Here is a 19,074-nt window from a genome sequence, read left to right as displayed (position 1 = left end):
TTACAAGCGCTTTTGCGTAGCCCGCGCCGCCACGATTTTCGAGGTATTAATGGCTCGCAACAAGACGGTTTTCATTTGTGAGTCCTGCGGGGCCAGCCATGCGAAGTGGGCAGGCCAGTGCAGCGATTGCGGCGCGTGGAACACGCTGGTGGAAAGCGTGGCGGCTGCCCCAGCCAAACCGGGCGCGAGCGCACCGACGAACTTCGGAAATGCTGCCCCCCAAGTCGAGCGCCTCAACGCGATTCGTCCCGCGGAAACCGCGCGTACACCCACGGGATTGTCCGAACTGGATCGCGTGCTCGGCGGCGGCCTCGTGCCAGGCTCGGTGATTCTGATTGGTGGCGACCCCGGTATCGGCAAATCGACCTTGTTGTTGCAAGTGCTCGCCCAGCTCTCGGCCGCGATTCCCGCCCTGTATGTCACAGGGGAGGAATCGCTGGAACAAGTACACCTGCGCGCCCAACGCCTGGGCGTGGATCAGGCGGAACTCGCGGTGCTGGCCGAAACCTGCGTCGAGCGTGTGCTGGCCCTGGCCAAGCCGCAGGCGCCCAGACTCGTGGTAATCGATTCGGTACAGACGGTATTTTCGCAGGCGGTGACGTCCGCGCCGGGCAGTGTGTCGCAAGTGCGCGAGTCGGCGTCCATGCTGGTGCGCTTTGCCAAAGCGACCGGCACGGCGCTGATTCTGGTCGGCCATGTGACCAAGGAAGGCACCATCGCCGGCCCGCGCGTGCTCGAGCATATGGTCGATACCGTGCTTTACTTTGAAGCCGAGGCGTCCAGCCGTTTTCGGGTGATTCGTGCGGTGAAGAATCGTTTCGGCGCCGTCAACGAGCTGGGCGTGTTCGCAATGTCCAGCGCCGGACTCAAACAGGTTACCAATCCAAGCGCGATCTTTTTGTCGCGTCATGAAACCGCCGTGCCGGGCAGCGCGGTGATGGTCACGCGTGAGGGGTCCAGGCCGATGCTTGTCGAGGTACAAGCGCTGGTAGACGAGTCACAGCTGCACAACCCACGCCGTGTCGCCCTGGGCCCGGATAGCCAGCGTTTGGCCATGCTGTTGGCTGTTTTGCATCGCCATGGCGGTATTCCACTGGGCGATCAGGATGTGTTCGTGAACGTGGTCGGCGGCATGCGCGTCACGGAGACCGCGGCTGATCTGGCCGTCGTTCTGGCAGCCTTGTCGAGTTTTCGCGACCGCGCGCTGGGCGAGCGGCTGGTCATCTTCGGTGAGATTGGCCTCGCCGGCGAAATCCGGCCGGTGCCGGGCGGCGAAGAGCGGCTGTCCGAAGCCGCGAAGCACGGCTTTACCCGCGCGATCGTGCCCAAGGCCAACATGCCGCGCAGCAAGCGTGTTGGGGATATGGAAGTCGTCGGCGTGGCGCGTTTGAGCGAGGCGATCGACGCGATCAGCTAGGGCCGGTTGCCGACTAACGCTCGGTGTCAGCTTTGCTGGCTTTGTCGTCTGAATTCAAATCCTCGCCCGGTGCGCGCCGCACACGGCGCTTGGGCGGTTTTACACGCACGGTCTGAACCAGATTTGCGCGCGTCTGTGCGATTTCGAGTATGTACTTGCCGACCTTGAGCTTGGTGCCGGGCTGAGGAATGGTTTCCAGATGCTCGGTGATCAGACCGTTCATCGTCTTCGGTCCGTCCACCGGCAGCTTCCAGCCCATGGCACGGTTGATCGAGCGCAGCGTGACCGTGCCATCGACCAGATAGCTGTCGTCACCGTCCATATAGACGTTTTTTACGCGCGTGGCAGGATCGGTCGTGAACTCGCCCACGATCTCTTCGAGGATATCCTCAAGCGTGACCAGGCCCTGGATATCGCCGTATTCGTCCACCACAAAACCAATTCGACGCTGCTGGTTCTGGAAATTCAGCAGCTGTTGATTGAGCGGCGTGCCTTCGGGCACGAAGTACGGTTCACGCGCGAGGCCAAGCAGGGCGTCCTTGTCGAGGTTGTCATCCGAGACCAATGCAAGCACACGGCGCATATGTACGATGCCAGCCAGCTCGTCGATGGAACCGTCGAAGATCGGCAGGCGCGTGTGCTGGTTGTGTACGAGTTGCTCGAGAATCTCCGGCCACGACTTGCTGATATCGATGCCCACAATTTCGTTGCGCGGCACCATGATGTCTTCGACCGTGGCGTTTTCCATGTCCAGGATCGACAACAGCATCTGCTGATGTCGGCGCGGAATCATTGCGCCTGCCTCGGTCACCACGGTGCGTAGTTCCTCGGAGGACAGGGAATGCGCGGCGGCATCGTCGGCCGAGACACCGAACAGGCGCAGGATGCCGTTGCCGGCCAGATTGATCACCATGACCAGCGGCCATGCCACACGCAGCAGGGGCGTGTAGACATACGAAGCCGGGTAGGCCACACGCTCGGGGTGCAATGCGGCCAGCGTTTTCGGCGTGACTTCGGAAAAGATCAGCACGAACACCGTGAGCGTGACGGTTGCTACGAGCACGCCCACGTTGCCGAACAAGCGGATGCCGATCACCGTAGCGACCGCGGATGCCGCAATATTGACCAGATTGTTGCCCAACAGGATCAGGCCGATGAGTCGGTCCGGCCGATCGAGCAAGTGTGCGGCCCGCGATGCGCCCCCATGGCCGGTTTTGGCCAGGTGCTTCATGCGGTAGCGGTTGAGCGTCATCAACCCGGTCTCGGAGCCCGAGAAAAAGGCCGATAACACAAGCATCAAGAGCAGTATGCCGAATAGCACCGGCAAGGAAATGGCGTCCAAGAAGTCAGCCCTGAATCAAATGAGTACGCGTGGTATTTCTAGACTATCGGCACGAGTGCCGCGCGCGTTACCAATGTTGGCCCAGAATCAGCTCCAGTACCAATTTGCTGCCGAAATAGGCCATAACTAGCAAGCCATAGCCGGCCAGTGCGCCGCGCACCGCCACACGCCCGCGCCAGCCATAGCGCCGGCGCCCGTATAACAGCACCGCGAAGAAGGCCCAGGCGAACAGTGACAGTACGGTCTTGTGTACCAGATGTTGCGCAAACAGGTCGTCGATGAACAGCGCGCCGGTAGCGATGGCGAGACTCAACAGGAAAAAACCCGCGCCAATCAGGCGAAACAGCAGCATCTCCATGGTTTGGAGTGCAGGCAGGCGCGTGAACAACCCCGACGGCGGCCGGCGGCGCAGTTGCCGGTGCTGTAAGGCGAGCACGATCGCTTGGACTGCGCCGAGGGTCAGCAGCCCGTAGGCAAGTATCGACAAGAGAATATGTAGCTGCAGTGGCCAGGCCAGTGCTTCTGTCGCGCTGTGCGCGTCCGGTACGAGCAGGGCGGTAATCGCACACAGGCCCGCGAACGGATAGATGACCAGCCCAAGTGCGCCGACCGACTCTCGCAGCGAGAACAGCCACAATAAAAGTGCCGCCTGCCAGGCGAACAGCGACAGCGCCGTGCCCAGCCCGATCACGAGCATGCCGGATTGCAGGCTCAGATGAACCAGCGAGCCGATCTGGGCGACAAGGCCCAGCCCGGCGAGTGCGGTCACATGCCAATAGGCCGCGCCTCGGGCCAGATGTCGCCATACGGCGGCAGTAGCACCGGCATAGGCCAGCGCCGTGAAGAGCACTTCAATTACGACCAGCGCCATTTATGATGCAAGGGACTCGAAAGCCATAACCGCCATTGTGCCGTATTTCGCGCGCCTGGCGAGCCGCGATAAGCCGTGTTGGGAATGCAGCGACGCGATGCGACGTTATACTGGGCGCCTTCACAGTTTCATCGATCGAGCGCCTGCATGTTCGACAGTCTGAGTGATCGGCTCAATCGCAGCTTCCAGACCATCCGCGGTCGTGGACGTCTGACCGAAGACAATATCAAGGCAACCCTGCGCGAAGTGCGCATGGCGCTGCTCGAGGCCGACGTGGCGCTGCCCGTGGTCAAGCAGTTCGTCGAGGATATTCGCGCCCGCGCGGTTGGTAACGAGGTGATGACCAGCCTCACGCCCGGGCAGGCGCTGATCAAGATCGTCAAGGATGAGCTCACAGCGCTGCTGGGCGAGGCCAATGAAAGTCTGGATCTGCGCGTCAAGCCGCCGGCCGTGGTGCTTATGGCCGGCCTGCAGGGCGCGGGTAAGACGACGTCCACCGGTAAACTGGCCCGCTACCTCAAGCAGCGCGAGAAGAAATCCGTGCTGGTGGTGTCCACCGACGTGTATCGGCCGGCGGCTATCGATCAGCTCGCCCGCGTGGCCAACGATGTCGGCGTAGATTTCCATCCGAGCCAGTCGAGCGACAAGCCGCTCAAGATTGCCCAGTCGGCCATGGACGCCGCGCGCAAGGGCTTCTACGACGTGCTCATTGTCGATACCGCCGGCCGTCTGGGCATCGATGAAAAGATGATGGCCGAAATCAGCGGCCTCAATGAAGCGCTCAAGCCTGCCGAGACGCTGTTCGTGGTCGACGCCATGACCGGCCAGGACGCGGCCAACACCGCCAAGGCCTTTGGCGACGCGCTGCCGCTGACCGGCGTTGTACTCACCAAGGTCGACGGCGACGCGCGCGGCGGTGCAGCGCTGTCCGTTCGCCAGATCACCGGTAAGCCGATCAAGTTTCTCGGCGTGGGTGAAAAACTTGAAGCGCTCGAGCCGTTTCATCCCGACCGCGTCGCCTCGCGCATTCTGGGTATGGGCGACGTGTTGTCGCTGGTCGAGGAGGCCGAGCAGAAGGTCGACCGGCAGAAGGCCGAGAAGCTGGCCAAGAAGCTGCAGAAGGGCAAGGGCTTCGATCTCAATGATCTGGCTGATCAACTGCGTCAAATGCAGGAGATGGGCGGCCTGGGCGCGCTGATGGAAAAAATGCCGGGCGGCGCACAGATGCCCAAAGGCATGGCCGCGGCAGCCGACGACACCCAGGTCAAGCGCATGCTCGCGATCGTCGACTCCATGACGCCGCAGGAACGGGCGTTTCCGGATGTCATCAAGGCCTCGCGCAAGCGCCGGATCGCCGGTGGCTCGGGGACCCAGGTTCAGGATATCAACCGCCTGCTCAAGCAGCATCTGCAGATGCGCAAGATGATGAAGAAGTTCAAGGGCGGCGGTATGAAGAAGATGATGCGCGCCATGCAAGGCATGGGCGGCGGTGGTGGCGGTATGCCCCCCGGCATGGGCGGTGGCGGCACGTTGCCGCCGGGCATGGGGCGCTAGGCGAGGATCGATTCCGCCGGCGCCGGCGAAGTCTGGCGGTTTCGGTGCTTTCCTTTTTCAGCTATTGGCGTACAATGCGCGATCTTTGTACGAGCTTGAGCGGAGAATTCATTCCCGCTTTCTGCATCGTTCATTCATATCAACGGCATAAATAAACGGCTATGGTCAAAATTCGGCTGCAGCGCGGCGGCGCTAAGAAGCGTCCCTTCTATCACATCGTAGTGACCGACATGCGCAATGGGCGCGACGGCCGCTATATCGAACGCCTGGGTTTCTTCAACCCGGTCGCGATCGGTGGCGAAGTGCCGCTGCGTCTCGATATCGAGCGTATCGAGTACTGGAAGGGCCATGGTGCACAGCTTTCCGAGCGTGTAACGAACCTGGTCAAGAGCTTCAATCGGCACGGTGAAGGTCAGGCTCCGGCCCGCGCCGCACCGCCGGTGAGCAAGGCCAAGGAAGCGCCGAACCAGACCGTGCCGGCCGGTGCGACGGGCGATCAGTCCGCCGAAGCCGCCCCGCAGGCTGACGAGAACCAGGCCGGCGCCGCGGAATAACTCCGCAGGCCTGCTCGCATGGCGGATCGACCTGTCGTTCTCGGCCATGTGAGCGGGCTGTTCGGTGTCAAGGGATGGATCAAGGTCTATTCCTATACCCGACCGGCTGCCAATCTTCTTGAATACGATGATTGGCTGATAGGCCGTCAAGATGATTCTTGGCGGCCTTTTCGCGTTCTGGATGCGCGCGAGCAAGGTAAGACGCTGGTCGCGCAGATCGCGGACGGCGAGGCGCCGCTGGCGGATCGCGACGATGCTGCGGCGCTTATCGATCTCCAGATCGCTGTCCAACGAGACCAGTTGCCCGAGCCCGAAGAGGGCGAATATTACTGGTTCGATCTGGTTGGCCTCGATGTGGTAACGCTGGATGGCAAGCCGCTCGGTCGCGTCAAGGCGATGATGGAGACCGGCGCCAACGATGTGCTCGTGCTGCAAGGCGAGCGCGAACGGCTGGTGCCTTTCGTGGTCGGTGAAATCATCGACGATGTGGACCTCGATGCCGGCAGAATTGTTGCGGACTGGGATCCGGATTTCTGATCGTCCATGCGTATCGACGTCGTCACGCTGTTCCCGGAATGGGTCGGCCAGCTCGAACAGTTCGGCGTAGTCGGACGCGGTTTGCGCGAATCGCGTCTTGAGCTGGCCTGTTGGAATCCGCGTGAGGATGCCGACAATGCCAGTGGCCGTATCGACGATCGGCCTTATGGTGGCGGTCCGGGCATGGTCATGCAGGGGCCGCCGTTGGCAGCGACGCTCGAGCGCGTTCGCGCCGCGCGCCAGGATCGCGTTCCCGTGATCATGCCGTCGCCGCAAGGCGAAGCGTTCGACCAGCGCCGAGCGCAGAGCCTGGCGGAAAGCGACGGCTTCATACTGGTATGCGGTCGCTATGAAGGTATCGACCAGCGTTTTGTCGACGCCTATGTCGATATCGAACTGTCGGTGGGTGATGTGGTGCTTTCCGGCGGCGAATTGCCCGCGATGATGATCATCGACGCCGTGGCGCGGCTTTTGTCTGGCGTGCTTGGCGACAGTCGTTCGGCAGTACAGGATTCGTTCGTGAACGGTCTGCTCGATCATCCGCACTACACGCGCCCGCCGATGTTCGCCGGGCACGCCGTGCCTGAGGTATTGCTCAGCGGTGACCACGCCCGTATCGAACGCTGGCGCGAGAAGCAGGCACTGGGGATGACATGGCGGCGTCGCCCGGACTTATTGGCGCGCTGCGATCTGAGTATGGCGCAAAAGGCCCTGCTGGAAGAGTACATTGCGCAGCGGCGGGATGAGCATCACGGCCCGTTCGAATAGAAATTAACGAAAACCTCGCCACGGGTGGCGAAAAACACGACGAGTTCCGGTATACTGCCGCGTCTTTCAACGCCCCCGTGGCCTCCAAGAACGCTACTAGAGACTGACCATGAGCAACATCATCGACGAACTGGAAGCCGAGCAGCAGAGCGGCAAGAATATTCCGGATTTCTCGGCCGGCGATATGGTGGTCGTGCAAGTGCGCGTGAAGGAAGGCGAGCGCGAGCGCCTGCAGGCCTTCGAAGGTATCGTCATCGCCAAGCGCAACCGCGGCCTGAACTCGGCGTTCACGGTTCGCAAGGTTTCGCACGGTGAAGGCGTGGAGCGCGTCTTCCAGACATTTTCCCCGAACGTCGCCGAGATCAAGGTGCTGCGCCGTGGTGACGTGCGTCGCGCCAAGCTGTACTACCTGCGCGAGCGCAGCGGCAAGTCGGCCCGAATCAAGGAAAAGCTCTAAGCACTTTTCCAAAGCGCGATGCGTTCGGTCGCATCGGTGCAATAAAAACGGCGCCCGCGAGGCGCCGTTTTTGTGTCTGTTATCGGGGTAAAACGCGGGAGTCAGGGAAGCTGTCGAATTACGCCAATCAACCGCTGTTCCCAGAACTCGTCGTCGGTATTGAATAGCGCCACGCCGCTTTTGCCGCCAAACCCGGGATTGGCCATGAGCATCTCGCCTGGCTGGGTATAGAGACCCACCACCAGCCGGTCGCCGCCCTGGCTATCCTCGACCCGGAAAAACAACAGATCAGCAGGCTCGGCCTGGGCCAACTCGATTGGCTTACCCGTATCGAGCTGGGCCTGGATATCGCGGGGCAGGGCTGCGCCCACGCTGCGGTACGCAGCATAAACCAGGCCGCTGTCGTCATAGGCACGCGGTCCGGTCGCGCCGCCGCGATAGGCGCTTCCCAGCGATTGCATCGCTGCATCGGCGACAGCGGTACGTGTGCCTGTTGTCGGGGCGATCTCGTGTTCACTGCTGCGCGGCGCGCTGCTGCAGCCGGCCCCGGCCAGCGAAGCGACGGCGATCAGCACGAGGGCACCAGCGCGTCGTGCACGCGCCATAGCGGTTAGGGCTGTCATGCTTTAATCATGCCTCAGGCACGGCACGCCCGGCCAGTGCCGTATACGTGCCGTGCTTTCGAGTCAGACTTCGCGATGTGCAACTTGGCTCTCGACATGCGCTTCGCGCACGCTTTCGTCTTCGGTAAGCGCATCCAGATATTTTTCGGCGTCGAGCGCAGCCATGCAGCCGGTACCTGCCGACGTGATCGCCTGGCGATAGACGTGGTCCATGACGTCGCCGGCCGCGAATACGCCCGGTTTGCTGGTGGCCGTGGCATTACCCTGCGTACCGCTCTGGACCTTGATATAGCCGCCGGCCATATCGAGCTGGCCTTCGAAGATATCCGTATTGGGCTTGTGGCCGATCGCGATGAAAATGCCGTCGACGTCGAGCTGCTGGGTCGCGCCGCTGTCGCGGTGCTTGATACGCCCGCCGGTTACGCCCATTTCGTCGCCGAGCACCTCTTCGAGTTCGTGGTCCCAGATGATGGATACATTGCCGTTGGCCACCTTGTCGAAGAGTTTGTCCGCCAGAATCTTTTCGCCGCGGAACTTGTCGCGCCGATGCACAACGGTCACGTGGGCGGCGATATTGGACAGGTACAGCGCTTCTTCCAGCGCCGTGTTGCCGCCGCCGATGACCGCGACGTTCTTGTTGCGATAGAAGAAGCCGTCGCAGGTGGCGCAGGCGGAAATTCCTTTGCCCATGAATGCGGTTTCCGATTCCAGACCCAGATAACGCGCAGTCGCGCCCGTGGCGATAATCAGTGCATCGCAGGTATAGATGCCGCGATCACCTTCGAGCCGATAGGGTGGCTTGGACAGATCGGTCGTATGAATATGATCGAACAGGATCTCGGTATCGAAGCGCTTGGCGTGTTCTTCCATGCGCTGCATGAGGCCAGGGCCCTGCAGCCCGTCGGGATCCCCGGGCCAGTTGTCCACGTCGGTCGTGGTCATGAGTTGGCCTCCTTGCTCCATACCGGTGAGCAGTACGGGGTTGAGGTTGGCGCGCGCGGCATAGACCGCTGCGGTATAACCGGCGGGGCCGGACCCGAGAATGATCAGGCGGTGATGAATCACGGGTTTGCTGTCGTCTTTGCTCATGGTCGATCCTGGCGCAGAATTGGCGTTCTAGATTCACCTTCATGTGGCGCCTGGGCGCCCGATTCAAGTCGCGAAGGGCAATGCGAGCGGCTACACTGCCACGCGTCGCGCGCGTTTGCATCCAGCATTGTCGTTCATCGATCGGACCGTTGACAGATCTTCGGGCTGATCCTCCGGAGTTGTTGTGGCCAAGAAACCCTCGCTCATTCGTCGTCTTTTTCGTGGCATCTGGCGCACGATTCTGCTGTTCTATGCGTTACTGCTAATCCTGACACTGGTCCTGATCCCGGTGGGCGTGTATTTCGCGTTTTTCAGCACGCCCAACGTGACGGTAGAGCAAGACACGGCGCTGGTCTGGGCGCCGAGCGGCGATCTGGTCGAACAGCGCAACCACGGTGTCGGCTCGCTCGTAGGCGCCGTGGTTTCACAGCCGCAGCCGCAGTCGGTTGTGCGTGATCTGATCGAGTCGCTGGATCGTGCCGCCGACGATGGCCGCATCAAGCTCGCTTTTCTCAAGCTCGATGAACTGGGCGGTGCTCAGCCTGGGCAGCTACAGGATCTGGTCGCCGCGATAGACCGCTTCAAGCGCTCCGGCAAACCGGTATACGCCTGGGCGCCGTCTTACGATCAGGCCCAGTACGCACTGGCAAGCCATGCCGACACCATCCATATGGATCCGCTGGGCTACGTGCTGCTTCCCGGCTACGGTGTGTATCGCAACTACTACAAGGACGCGATCGATAAGCTCGGCGTGGAGATCAACGTGTTTCGCGTGGGTGAATACAAGTCCTATGTTGAGCCGTATACCCGCAACGACATGTCGCCTCAGGCGCGTGCCGCGAACCAGTCCTGGATGAATTCGCTTTGGCAGACTTATCGGGACGAAGTCAGTGCCGATCGTGATTTCGCCGCTGACGATATCAACCGCTATACCGAGACGTACGCGGACGCGCTCGTGCGCGCCGGCGGCGATGCCGCGGCCGTGGCCCGCGATGCCGGTCTGGTCGACGATGTGGCGCCGCTGTCGGATATTCGAGCCGCGGTGAGCGATCAGGTCGGCACGGATGAAACCCATGGCAGTTTCCGTCAGATTCACTATGTCGATTATCTGAATGCAACCGATGCGGAACAGACCGCGCCAGCGACCGAAAGCCGTATCGCGGTAGTCGTGGTCGAAGGCGGCATTGTCGATGGCGAAAGCGTGCCGGGTTCGGCCGGCGGCGATACGGTTGCCCGCATGATCGCCGATGCACGTCGCGACGATCATGTGGCCGCGCTGTTGCTGCGTGTGAATTCGCCCGGTGGCTCAGTAACAGCCTCCGAGCGCATTCGCCGCGAAGTGGAACTGACCCGCGATGCGGGCAAACCGGTAGTCGTTTCGATGGCCGGGGTGGCGGCGTCGGGCGGCTACTGGATTTCCATGAACGCCGACCAGATATGGGCCGAGCCGGCCACGATCACCGGTTCCATCGGCATATTTGGCATCGTACCGACGTTTGCCAAACCGCTTAACGAGCTGGGCATTCATACCGACGGTATCGGCACCACGCCGCTGTCGGGCGCGCTTCGTCTCGACCAGCCACTGTCCGAACCGGTCAAGGCGATGTTGCAGGCCGGCGTGGAGCACGGCTACGACCAGTTTGTGTCACGCGTCGCGAATGCCCGTGACATGCAGGAAGACGCCGTGCGCAAGATTGCGCAGGGTCGGGTCTGGAGCGGTATCGATGCCGAGCGTATCGGGCTGGTCGACCAGCTGGGCGGGTATCTCGACGCCGAACAGGCCACTGCGAAGCTCGCGGGGCTTGGCGTCGATGACTACACGCTGCAACCGATGCAGCCACCGGCGGACTGGCGTGCAGCGATCCGCGAATTTCTGAGTTCGAACGTGCAATCGGCGGTCGTGCCCGCCTGGTTGTCCGAGGTGACTGATGCACCGGCACTTGATTGGCTGCGTACAGGTCTCAATGATCCGCGACATCTGTATGCACATTGTTTCTGTGCGCTCGACGGCGAGGCGCAATCGGTGTCGCAAGCCTCTATACCTCAAAAACGCGTGGAGTGACTCATGGGATTGCTCGTCGATGGCCAATGGAAAGACCAGTGGTATGACACCGATTCCACGGGCGGTAAGTTCGTGCGTGAATCGGCCGGCTTTCGCGACTGGGTAAGCGCCGATCCGGACTCGCGTTTTACCGCCGAAGCGGGACGCTATCACCTCTACGTCTCGCTGGCCTGCCCGTGGGCGCATCGCACGCTGATCCTGCGAAAGTTGAAAGGCCTCGAATCGGCGATCGATGTATCGATCGTCGATCCGTACATGGGCGAGTGGGGATGGAGCTTTTCTGATGCGCCGGGCACGATCCGGGATCCGCTCTATGGGCTCGATCATCTGTTCGAGCTGTATCAGAAGGCGGCCAGCGGTTATACCGGACGTGTGACCACGCCGACGCTATGGGATCGCCAATATGAAACCATCGTGTCGAACGAATCCGCGGATATCGTGCGCATGTTCAATAGCGCCTTTGACTCGGTCGCGACGCATCCCGAACGCGACTATTACCCGAGCGAGTTGCGCGACGAGATTGATGCCGTTAACGAACGCGTCTATCACGATGTGAACAACGGCGTGTACAAGGCTGGGTTTGCCACCACGCAGGATGCGTACGAACAGGCTTTCGAACAGCTGTTTGCAACCCTCGACTGGCTTGACGCACGTTTGGCCGAACAGCGCTATGTCGCGGGCAGCCGAATCACGGAAGCCGATTGGCGGCTGTTTGTCACGCTAGTCCGTTTCGACGCGGTGTACGTTGGCCATTTCAAGTGTAACCTGCGCCGCATCGCGGACTATCCGAATCTTTCGGGCTATTTGCGCGAGCTGTACCAGGTGCCGGGTATCGCCGAAACCACCAACTTCGACCATATCAAGCAACACTATTACCGTAGTCACCCGACCATCAACCCGACCGGTATCGTGCCAGTCGGGCCGGAGCTCGATTTGTATGCGCCGCACGGGCGCGCCGCGCTGAGCCCGACACTATAAGTCCAGGTCGGAAAGCGGGACGAACCGAATATCTTCGACGAACGCGGAGTCGCACTTGGCCTCCCAGGTGTCGCATTCGGCCTTGATCTCGAGAATGCGATCGAAAATCGAATCGAAGACGGTGATCATGTCGGGATCGAAATGCTTGCCGGCTTCACGCAGCATCGTTTCGTGCGCGCGGTCGACGGGCCAGGCCTCCTTGTAGGATCGGGTGACGGTCAGTGCATCGAATACGTCGGCGATTGCGGTGAGTCGGGAGGCTACTGAAATCTGCTCGCCGGCCAGTCCATCGGGGTAGCCGTTTCCATCCCATTTCTCGTGATGATGCAGCGCGATTCTGCGGCGACCTTGAAGCCCGGTGCATGACTTTTCGCGAGGATGTCGTAGCCGATCCGGGTATGGGGCTGGATGATTCGCCACTCTTCACGGGTGAGTTTTCCCGGTTTGCGCAGCAGCGAGTCGGGGATGCCGATCTTGCCGGTGTCGTGTAACGGGGAGGCGGTTTCGATTAGATGTATCTGGTCGGCATCCAGGCCATAGGCTCGGGCCAGCTCCGTCGCATAATACGCCATGCGCCAGATATGTACGCCCGTATCGGTATCGTTGTAGTGGCCGGCGTGGCCGAGCATGTGCAGTGCATCACGGTAGCTCTGGTCGAGACGCGTTGCCTGCACGAGCGACAGGTGGGTGCGTACACGGGCCAGTACGATCGGGGGCGACAGCGGTTTGATGATGTAGTCGACGACCCCCACGGCAAAGCCTTGGGCCTCGTTGCCCACATCCGCCATGCTCGTCGCGAAGATCACGGGAATGTTCGCGGTCTCCGGATCGCTTTTCAGCGACCGGCAGACGTCATAACCGTTCATGCCCGGCATCTGGATGTCGAGCAGGACCAGGGCCGGCTTGTGTTTTTTTACCATTGCCAGCGCTTGCTCGCCGCCGCGCGAAGATCAATCGGCGCTCGTCGCTGAGAATCCGGCGTAACGCCGCCAGATTTTCGGGCTGATCGTCGACAATGAGAATAGGTTGCATCGGCTTCAATCGTCCTCTATCGCGATGCCCAGATCACCTGCCATTGCTATGGTTCTTTGCCGCCCGGTGGCAAAGTCGAAGTCTTCCAGGGCGAGCGTGAGTGGCTCGAGTGTTTCCGGCGACAGACGCCCCCGTAGCCGCTGCAGTACCGGTTCCACTTCACTTGGGTCGTCGGAATCGAACGCGCTGTATGCCTCGCGCAGTAACGGCTCCAGCCGCTGCGGATCCGCGTCGGGCTGTGGCTGTCTTTCGCGGGGGCTGGTCTTTGTATAAAGCTCGATCGACCGTAGCGCTCGCCGCAATGCGCGGGCGAGCTCGCGCAGGTTTCGGGCACGCAGGCTGTCGTTGGCGGCTTCGGCCTCGATTCGACTGGCGGCCTCTGCAACGTCGGGCAATGCAAGATTGGCAGCGACGCCCTTGATTTTGTGGGCGCGCTCCCGAACCTGGGCGATATCGGATGCCTGATGAATCTGGCGTGCGGCGTTGCCGTGCTCGCGTGCGAACCGAACCAGGTATTGACGATAAACCGCGCTATCGCGCCAAGTCTTGAGCCCGCTTTCCACATCGAGCCCGGGGAGGGCGCTTTGGGGATTGCGATCCGGCTTTGGCCGGGAAACTTGCGTGATCGAAGGCCTCTCGTTGGTCCACCGATTGACCACCCTGAAGAGCTCGTCCGGATCGAGCGGTTTGGCCAGGTATTCGGCGAACTCTGCCGCGGGCGCATGTTCGTCGCGCGCCACGAACGCATCTGCCGTGACCGCGATAACCGGCAGTTCGGCGCAGCCCTCAAGTGCGTGAATCTGGCGAGTCGCCTCGATACCGTCCATATGCGGCATCTGCACATCCATGAGCACGATGTCGACCTCGTCCCGAAACCGCGCGACCCAGTTGACCGCCTTTTCGCCATGTTCGGCCAGCGATACCACAGCGCCTTCCTCCGTGAGCAGGCGTTGTGCGACCTCCCGGTTGATGTCGCTATCGTCGACCACGAGGATTCGTACGCCGGTGAGCGTGTCCACGCTTTGGGTTCTGCGCTTCGTACGGGTCTCGACGCCCAGCGACGGTGCCAGCGCATCGTAGAGCGACGATGGCGTAATCGGTTTGCCAGTACCGCGTCGGCCATCTCGGTCGCTGGCATCGCGATCAGGTCAGCCCGTGCGGCTGCTGTTATCATCACGACGGTCGGGCGCCGCTCGTCATCGCGCGCATATCGTTCATCGAGTTTTTTCAGTACGGCGACGCCGTCCATCTCCGGCATATGCCAGTCGAGACGTATCGCGCGTTTTCGCACCGGCGCGTTGGCATCGTCGGCGTCGAGACGGGCGAGCAAGTCGGCGCCCGACGGGAATGTTGTGGCAGTAAAGCCGAGGCTCGATACGGTATGTGTCAGTGCTTCGAGCGCGAGCTCGTTGTCGTCGACGACCAGCACGTCGAGATCGCCCGTCAAACGTCGTTCAGTTGACGGCGCGCGGGCAAGCACGAGTTCGAACCAGAATTCGCTGCCCCAGCCGGGCGCGCTTTCCACGTTCAGCGAGCCGCCCATAAGCCCGACCAGATGGCGCGAGATCGCGAGCCCCAGCCCGGTTCCGCCGAAACGGCGTGTCGTCGAGGTATCCGCCTGTGTGAATTCGGCAAAGATTTCTGCCTGCTGCGCCGGGGCAATCCCGATACCGCTGTCGCGAACCGTAAATCGAAGCGTCGTGTAGTCGTCCTCGATTTCGAGGGGCGTGATACGTACGCTGACGTATCCTTGCTTGGTGAACTTGATAGCGTTGCTGGCGAGATTGATGAGCACCTGCTCAAGACGCAAGCCGTCGCCGCGTAGCGGATCAACAGGCGGATTCGGTGGCGTGATCGCCAACTCCCGGGGCTTATCGCCAATATTGAGGGTCATGATCGTGGCGACATTGTCGAGTATGTCCACGACAGAGAAACGCTCGTGTTCGAGCTCGACCCGGCCAGCCTCGATCTTGGAAAAATCGAGGATGTCGTTGATCAGATTCTGCAGCGACGCGCTCGCGCGCTTCATCTTCAGTGCGAGTTGGCGCAGATTGTCGTCAGGCGCGTGGCGCTCGATCAAATGGGTTAACCCGGCAATCGCGTTCATGGGCGTGCGGATTTCGTGACTCATGTTCGCGACGAAAGCCGTCTTCGCGCGGTTTGCCGATTCCGCGAGGGCGGCGCGGTGATCGAGAGATCTGTTGAGCCGGGCGATGGTGGCTTGATAGCGCGATACCGCCAAGGCAACCAACAGGGCTAGAAGTAGCATGGCAAGCATGAGCGGCGCGGCCTGCTTCCATACGATTTGTTGCCGAATCGCTTCAAAACGAGCGCGAGGAAGATAGGCTATGGCATGCCATAGCTAATCGTCGCGACTGAGTATTCTCACAGTACTGGACTCGTGAAGCTCGCTTGCACCCTTACACACCACCGCGAGTGGGTCGATGGTGCGCCAGGACCAAAGCCCGCCGGCGGTAACGGCACTGCCGTTATCGTGTTCACGAATCGCCTGCCACCCGAACGGGTATTGGCGGGCGACCGTGGCATCGTGACCGAGCGCAAAGCCCCACTCGTCGCGCTCGCTCGGGCCGATCAACCAGTAGCCCCGTTGATTGAACAGCATCAGCTCACCCGCCATATTGAGCGGTGAGTCGTGGAAAGCGTCCAGCCAGTGTGCCGCTAGGAAGTTCACGACCAGAAGCCGCAAGGGCCGGTCTTGAATATCATGCAGCCCAAGGGCAAAGCGCATCACGGGTTTGTGGGGCGTTTCGATACGGCCGTTTTCTATGTTCAACTCCATGGGTGAGACATAGAGGTCGTTCGAATCCAGGCTGAGCGCTTCCTGAACATAGGGTTGAGCCGATTTGTCCTGGAGCGCGTTGCCGGTGCGCTGGACCGGTGCATCACCGTCCCTTTCGACGCGGATTTGTTCCATACCGTCGGGGGTGATCCAGCGAATCTGGCGCACGGTTCGATGGGTTTTTATATAGGCCGCGAACTGGCGGGCGACGCTATCCCGGGTCGTGGCCGAGTCACGCAAGCAAACCGGTTATACGCATCTGTTCACGCAAGAGCAGAATGTCATCGAGCGCGTCCCGTAAGCGTTCGACCACGCGCTCCGAGCTTGTCGAAAGCGCTTCCCTTTGTTGATTTTTCAGATAGCCCATCTCGGCGCTCATCTGGCTGGCCACGTAAATGTAGCCGGCGCCCCCGATGAGCAAAACGAAGAACAGCAAGAGCACGACAAACGTTATAACAGGCGATTTCACGCCAAATACCCACCCCAAAATGCATCTGTTCCTAGTGCGCGATTGGAAAGTTCGCCAACGAGTTTTTTGCCGGGGAGAAACTAGTTTTGAGAACAAAATAGCGTCTACACAGCCTCTTGGGATGGAGATAGAATGGGTATGCAGGGGTGATAATTTCAGATAAATTAAAAAATAATGCTTAAAATAATTAATCGATAATAATCTTGTTTATAAAAATATTTCTCGACGCAAAACGACGTCTGAGGCGCTCGTATTTCGATTTGTATGCGTGTGGCCATAGATTGCAAACCATTATGGGCTGATGGACCTTGGCGCTATATCCCTAGCAAAGCATGGGCAATAGGCCCGACTAACAGAATTCGTGGTGGTGGGGCGGGGGTAGGCTATTTCGGTCGGTCATGACGCAACGAGTCATGACCTACGGCTTGGCGCGTTCGCGTGCGCGATCAAGCCCCCGTTGCAGGCGCACCGCATGGTTGGAGAATACCCAGTTCACCCCGCGTGCTATTTCGCGCAGGCACATCGCGGGGCTTTGGATGAAGCCGCTGCCGACCAGCGTTCGTTTTTCGTCCAGTGCCTGAATATGGCGCGATCGCAACAACGCAAACGGTCCGGCCAGGCCCGCACATTCATGGGCTAATGTCCAACTGTACAACTGATTCAGATTGAACTTGGCTACCGGTAACCGACAGTTCGCCGGCAGTTCCGAGATGGCATCGAATAGGTTCGTATCCAGCGACAGCACATGAAAGTCGCGTCGCGGGGTCAGACCCGACAACAAGTCGACCAGACGCCGTTCTGCGTGATGCGAGCCGCGGGTTTTGATTTCGAGCATCAGATGCGCATGCGATGCATAGCGCTCGAGGAAGCTACGCAAATGAGGCACTTGCGGTGCCCGGCGGCGCAAGGTCTGCCAAGGGGTATCGGCGATGACATCGCTTAAACCAAAAACACGTTTCAAGTCGGCATCGTGAACGACGACCGGTTCGTCATCGCGGGTATAGCGCACGTCGAATTCAATGCCGGCTACGCCGGCAGCGATGACCGGGTCGAACGCGGCGAACGTGTTTTCTTGCACGTGTCGCCCGTCGCGCTCCCCGCGGTGAGACACAATACGGGCATTGGCCAGTGCACGGTGGCCGGGCGACGGGTGGGGCAGCCGCGCAAGAATAGCCTCGGCGGTATGGGACAATACAGATTCAAGATGTCGATTCACGGCGCGCGATGATTCAAACCGAAGGGTTCGAGCGAGTATAGAGCGCCCGATCCCGCCCGGGCCGTATCGGCGAACACAAAAAAACCGAGCTACGCATGAAAACCGCTACCCGACTTGTTCACGCTGGACGTAATCCGGCTGCTCAGCAGGGCATGGTCAACCCGCCCGTCTACCATGCTTCTACGGTGTTGTTCGAATCGCTGGACGCGCTTGAGCGCGCAGCGGCGAACCCGTTCGAAGGCGTTTACTACGGCCGCAACGGCACGCCGGTACAGTTTGCGTTTGAAGATGCGGTGGCCGAGATGGAAGGCGCGTTCGGCGCAGTGACTACCTGCTCCGGATTGGCGGCGATCACCGCGGCCTTGATGAGCGAAGCTGAGCAAGGCGCACATTTTCTGGTCACCGACAATGTCTATGGGCCGACGCGCAAACTCTGCGACGGACTGCTCAAGCGCTTGGGTGTGACGACCGAGTACTTCGATCCGACGATCTCCGCCGAGGCGTTGGAAGCGCGCATCACCGACGCTACGCGCATGTTGTTCGTAGAAGCGCCGGGCTCCTTGACCTTCGAAATCAGCGATATCCCGGCACTGGCCGACGCAGCGCATCGCCACGATGCCACGGTAATGGCCGACAACACCTGGGCGACACCGCTGTATTTCAATGCGTTTGAGCACGGCGTCGATATCTCGATCCATGCGGCGACCAAGTATTTGGTCGGCCATGCGGACGCCATGCTTGGCGTGATCAACTGTAACGAAACGCACTATATGAACGTGCGCAAAACGGCCGCCGGCATGGGCTATTGCGCCGGCCCGGATGATATCTATCTGGGTCTGCGCGGCCTGCGCACGCTCGGTCAGCGCTTGCCGACGCATCAAGCCAATGCCATCGCGCTGGCGGACTGGCTGGCCGAGCAGCCTGAAGTTGCGCGCGTGATTCATCCGGCGCGTGCCGATCACCCGCAGCATGCGCTGTTTGCCCGCGATTTCACGGGTTCCAGCGGTCTGTTTTCGATCGTGCTGGAACCGGTCGCACGCGATCGCCTGGCGGCTATGCTCGATCATCTCGAACTGTTCGGCATGGGGTTTTCCTGGGGCGGCTATGAAAGCCTGATCCTTTCGGTCGACCCGAATCGCAGCCGAACCGCGACACGCTGGGAACACGACGGGCCGACATTGCGTATTCATGCCGGCCTCGAAGCGGTGGACGATCTGATCGACGACCTTGCCGCCGGTTTAAAGAGACTGCGCGCTTAGCCGATATCGCCCCAGACACGCGCCGCAGTCGGCAGCGCGGATACAC

Annotated in this window: 19 protein-coding genes and 3 pseudogenes; 9 read left to right on the top strand and 13 right to left on the bottom strand. The window is 60.8% G+C overall.

The window, feature by feature from the left end:
- Nucleotides 1–49: 49 nt before the first annotated feature.
- Nucleotides 50–1,417, top strand: coding sequence for a DNA repair protein RadA (radA, locus tag SSPSH_RS09585; protein WP_006914326.1), 1,368 nt, complete (start codon nucleotides 50–52; stop codon nucleotides 1,415–1,417).
- A 13-nt stretch (nucleotides 1,418–1,430) separates the two neighbouring features.
- Here the strand turns inward: radA and SSPSH_RS09580 are convergent, their stop codons facing one another.
- A complete protein-coding gene (locus tag SSPSH_RS09580) occupies nucleotides 1,431–2,759 on the bottom strand; it encodes an HlyC/CorC family transporter (RefSeq protein WP_006914327.1) in 1,329 nt (442 codons plus the stop codon).
- A 67-nt stretch (nucleotides 2,760–2,826) separates the two neighbouring features.
- Nucleotides 2,827–3,630, bottom strand: coding sequence for a cytochrome C assembly family protein (locus SSPSH_RS09575; protein WP_006914328.1), 804 nt, complete (start codon nucleotides 3,628–3,630; stop codon nucleotides 2,827–2,829).
- Between the two features lie 147 nt (nucleotides 3,631–3,777).
- Between SSPSH_RS09575 and ffh the strand changes: the two genes are divergently transcribed.
- The 5 genes and pseudogenes from ffh (at nucleotide 3,778) to rplS (ending at nucleotide 7,500) form a co-directional block, all read left to right on the top strand.
- Nucleotides 3,778–5,184 carry a signal recognition particle protein gene (gene ffh, locus SSPSH_RS09570; protein WP_006914329.1) on the top strand — a complete coding sequence of 469 codons (1,407 nt, stop codon included), beginning with the start codon at nucleotides 3,778–3,780 and terminating at the stop codon, nucleotides 5,182–5,184.
- A gap of 161 nt (nucleotides 5,185–5,345) precedes the next feature.
- Nucleotides 5,346–5,582: pseudogene (gene rpsP / locus SSPSH_RS19455) on the top strand (30S ribosomal protein S16); the annotation flags it as partial.
- Between the two features lie 174 nt (nucleotides 5,583–5,756).
- On the top strand, nucleotides 5,757–6,275 hold the full coding sequence (rimM, locus tag SSPSH_RS09560) for a ribosome maturation factor RimM (protein WP_006914331.1): 519 nt from the start codon (nucleotides 5,757–5,759) through the stop codon (nucleotides 6,273–6,275).
- Nucleotides 6,276–6,281: 6 nt separating this feature from the next.
- The gene (gene trmD / locus SSPSH_RS09555) at nucleotides 6,282–7,043 is read left to right on the top strand and encodes a tRNA (guanosine(37)-N1)-methyltransferase TrmD (RefSeq protein ID WP_006914332.1); all 762 of its coding nucleotides are present in this window, start codon (nucleotides 6,282–6,284) and stop codon (nucleotides 7,041–7,043) included.
- 109 nt (nucleotides 7,044–7,152) lie between these two features.
- Complete coding sequence (rplS, locus tag SSPSH_RS09550) at nucleotides 7,153–7,500, top strand: 50S ribosomal protein L19 (protein ID WP_006914333.1); 348 nt, start codon at nucleotides 7,153–7,155, stop codon at nucleotides 7,498–7,500.
- Nucleotides 7,501–7,601: 101 nt separating this feature from the next.
- Here rplS and SSPSH_RS09545 read toward each other — a convergent pair whose 3' ends face one another.
- Nucleotides 7,602–8,123 (bottom strand): C40 family peptidase, encoded by a 522-nt coding sequence (locus SSPSH_RS09545; RefSeq protein ID WP_021031647.1) that lies wholly within the window; start codon nucleotides 8,121–8,123, stop codon nucleotides 7,602–7,604.
- Between the two features lie 63 nt (nucleotides 8,124–8,186).
- Nucleotides 8,187–9,212: a thioredoxin-disulfide reductase gene (gene trxB, locus SSPSH_RS09540; RefSeq protein WP_006914335.1), complete on the bottom strand. Its 1,026-nt coding sequence runs from the start codon at nucleotides 9,210–9,212 to the stop codon at nucleotides 8,187–8,189.
- A gap of 184 nt (nucleotides 9,213–9,396) precedes the next feature.
- Between trxB and sppA the strand changes: the two genes are divergently transcribed.
- Both sppA and SSPSH_RS09530 read left to right on the top strand, forming a co-directional pair.
- The gene (gene sppA / locus SSPSH_RS09535) at nucleotides 9,397–11,274 is read left to right on the top strand and encodes a signal peptide peptidase SppA (RefSeq protein WP_006914336.1); all 1,878 of its coding nucleotides are present in this window, start codon (nucleotides 9,397–9,399) and stop codon (nucleotides 11,272–11,274) included.
- Between the two features lie 3 nt (nucleotides 11,275–11,277).
- Nucleotides 11,278–12,252, top strand: a complete 975-nt coding sequence (locus SSPSH_RS09530) for a glutathione S-transferase family protein (RefSeq protein WP_006914337.1) — start codon at nucleotides 11,278–11,280, stop codon at nucleotides 12,250–12,252.
- Here the strand turns inward: SSPSH_RS09530 and SSPSH_RS19195 are convergent.
- The 9 genes and pseudogenes from SSPSH_RS19195 to SSPSH_RS09505 all read right to left on the bottom strand — a co-directional run bounded on the left by SSPSH_RS19195 (nucleotide 12,247) and on the right by SSPSH_RS09505 (nucleotide 17,664).
- The gene (locus SSPSH_RS19195) at nucleotides 12,247–12,417 is read right to left on the bottom strand and encodes a hypothetical protein (RefSeq protein WP_006914338.1); all 171 of its coding nucleotides are present in this window, start codon (nucleotides 12,415–12,417) and stop codon (nucleotides 12,247–12,249) included. The genes SSPSH_RS09530 and SSPSH_RS19195 overlap by 6 nt on opposite strands.
- 24 nt (nucleotides 12,418–12,441) lie before the next feature.
- Nucleotides 12,442–12,537, bottom strand: a pseudogene (locus SSPSH_RS19770) (hypothetical protein); the annotation flags it as partial.
- Complete coding sequence (locus tag SSPSH_RS19900; RefSeq protein WP_006914339.1) at nucleotides 12,513–13,172, bottom strand: response regulator; 660 nt, start codon at nucleotides 13,170–13,172, stop codon at nucleotides 12,513–12,515. The pseudogene SSPSH_RS19770 and the gene SSPSH_RS19900, both read right to left, overlap by 25 nt.
- A 117-nt stretch (nucleotides 13,173–13,289) precedes the next feature.
- A complete protein-coding gene (locus SSPSH_RS17950; RefSeq protein ID WP_021031646.1) occupies nucleotides 13,290–14,303 on the bottom strand; it encodes an Hpt domain-containing response regulator in 1,014 nt (337 codons plus the stop codon).
- A gap of 134 nt (nucleotides 14,304–14,437) precedes the next feature.
- Nucleotides 14,438–15,391: pseudogene (locus SSPSH_RS19895) on the bottom strand (ATP-binding protein); the annotation flags it as partial.
- A gap of 255 nt (nucleotides 15,392–15,646) precedes the next feature.
- Entirely contained in the window at nucleotides 15,647–16,324 is a 678-nt protein-coding gene (locus SSPSH_RS09515) for a hypothetical protein (protein WP_006914340.1), read from the bottom strand.
- A complete protein-coding gene (locus tag SSPSH_RS09510) occupies nucleotides 16,317–16,553 on the bottom strand; it encodes a hypothetical protein (RefSeq protein ID WP_152522784.1) in 237 nt (78 codons plus the stop codon). Before SSPSH_RS09510 ends, SSPSH_RS09515 begins: the two co-directional genes overlap by 8 nt.
- 187 nt (nucleotides 16,554–16,740) lie before the next feature.
- Nucleotides 16,741–16,845 (bottom strand): hypothetical protein, encoded by a 105-nt coding sequence (locus tag SSPSH_RS19890; RefSeq protein WP_420852598.1) that lies wholly within the window; start codon nucleotides 16,843–16,845, stop codon nucleotides 16,741–16,743.
- 126 nt (nucleotides 16,846–16,971) lie between these two features.
- Entirely contained in the window at nucleotides 16,972–17,664 is a 693-nt protein-coding gene (locus SSPSH_RS09505) for a glycerophosphodiester phosphodiesterase (RefSeq protein WP_275450708.1), read from the bottom strand.
- A gap of 200 nt (nucleotides 17,665–17,864) precedes the next feature.
- On the opposite strand from SSPSH_RS09505, the gene metC reads away from it, so the two are divergent.
- Nucleotides 17,865–19,028, top strand: a complete 1,164-nt coding sequence (gene metC, locus SSPSH_RS09500; protein WP_021031642.1) for a cystathionine beta-lyase — start codon at nucleotides 17,865–17,867, stop codon at nucleotides 19,026–19,028.
- Nucleotides 19,029–19,074 lie beyond the last annotated feature (46 nt).

The organism is Salinisphaera shabanensis E1L3A (assembly GCF_000215955.2).
Taxonomy (GTDB): Bacteria; Pseudomonadota; Gammaproteobacteria; order Nevskiales; family Salinisphaeraceae; genus Salinisphaera; species Salinisphaera shabanensis.
The sequence above is the reverse complement of the archived record's forward strand: the minus strand, read 5'-3'. Positions and strand labels throughout refer to the sequence as shown.

Excerpts from the sequence above, each read along its gene's own strand:
- ffh (WP_006914329.1), top strand. The coding sequence starts at position 3,778 with ATGTTCGACAGTCTGAGTGATCGGCTCAATCGCAGCTTCCAGACCATC.
- SSPSH_RS09530 (WP_006914337.1), top strand. The coding sequence starts at position 11,278 with ATGGGATTGCTCGTCGATGGCCAATGGAAAGACCAGTGGTATGACACC.
- radA (WP_006914326.1), top strand. The coding sequence starts at position 50 with ATGGCTCGCAACAAGACGGTTTTCATTTGTGAGTCCTGCGGGGCCAGC.
- SSPSH_RS09545 (WP_021031647.1), bottom strand. The coding sequence starts at position 8,123 with ATGACAGCCCTAACCGCTATGGCGCGTGCACGACGCGCTGGTGCCCTC.
- SSPSH_RS19890 (WP_420852598.1), bottom strand. The coding sequence starts at position 16,845 with ATGGTTTGCAATCTATGGCCACACGCATACAAATCGAAATACGAGCGC.
- SSPSH_RS09575 (WP_006914328.1), bottom strand. The coding sequence starts at position 3,630 with ATGGCGCTGGTCGTAATTGAAGTGCTCTTCACGGCGCTGGCCTATGCC.
- metC (WP_021031642.1), top strand. The coding sequence starts at position 17,865 with ATGAAAACCGCTACCCGACTTGTTCACGCTGGACGTAATCCGGCTGCT.
- rplS (WP_006914333.1), top strand. The coding sequence starts at position 7,153 with ATGAGCAACATCATCGACGAACTGGAAGCCGAGCAGCAGAGCGGCAAG.
- trxB (WP_006914335.1), bottom strand. The coding sequence starts at position 9,212 with ATGAGCAAAGACGACAGCAAACCCGTGATTCATCACCGCCTGATCATT.
- SSPSH_RS19900 (WP_006914339.1), bottom strand. The coding sequence starts at position 13,172 with ATGGTAAAAAAACACAAGCCGGCCCTGGTCCTGCTCGACATCCAGATG.
- SSPSH_RS19195 (WP_006914338.1), bottom strand. The coding sequence starts at position 12,417 with ATGCTGCGTGAAGCCGGCAAGCATTTCGATCCCGACATGATCACCGTC.
- rimM (WP_006914331.1), top strand. The coding sequence starts at position 5,757 with ATGGCGGATCGACCTGTCGTTCTCGGCCATGTGAGCGGGCTGTTCGGT.
- trmD (WP_006914332.1), top strand. The coding sequence starts at position 6,282 with ATGCGTATCGACGTCGTCACGCTGTTCCCGGAATGGGTCGGCCAGCTC.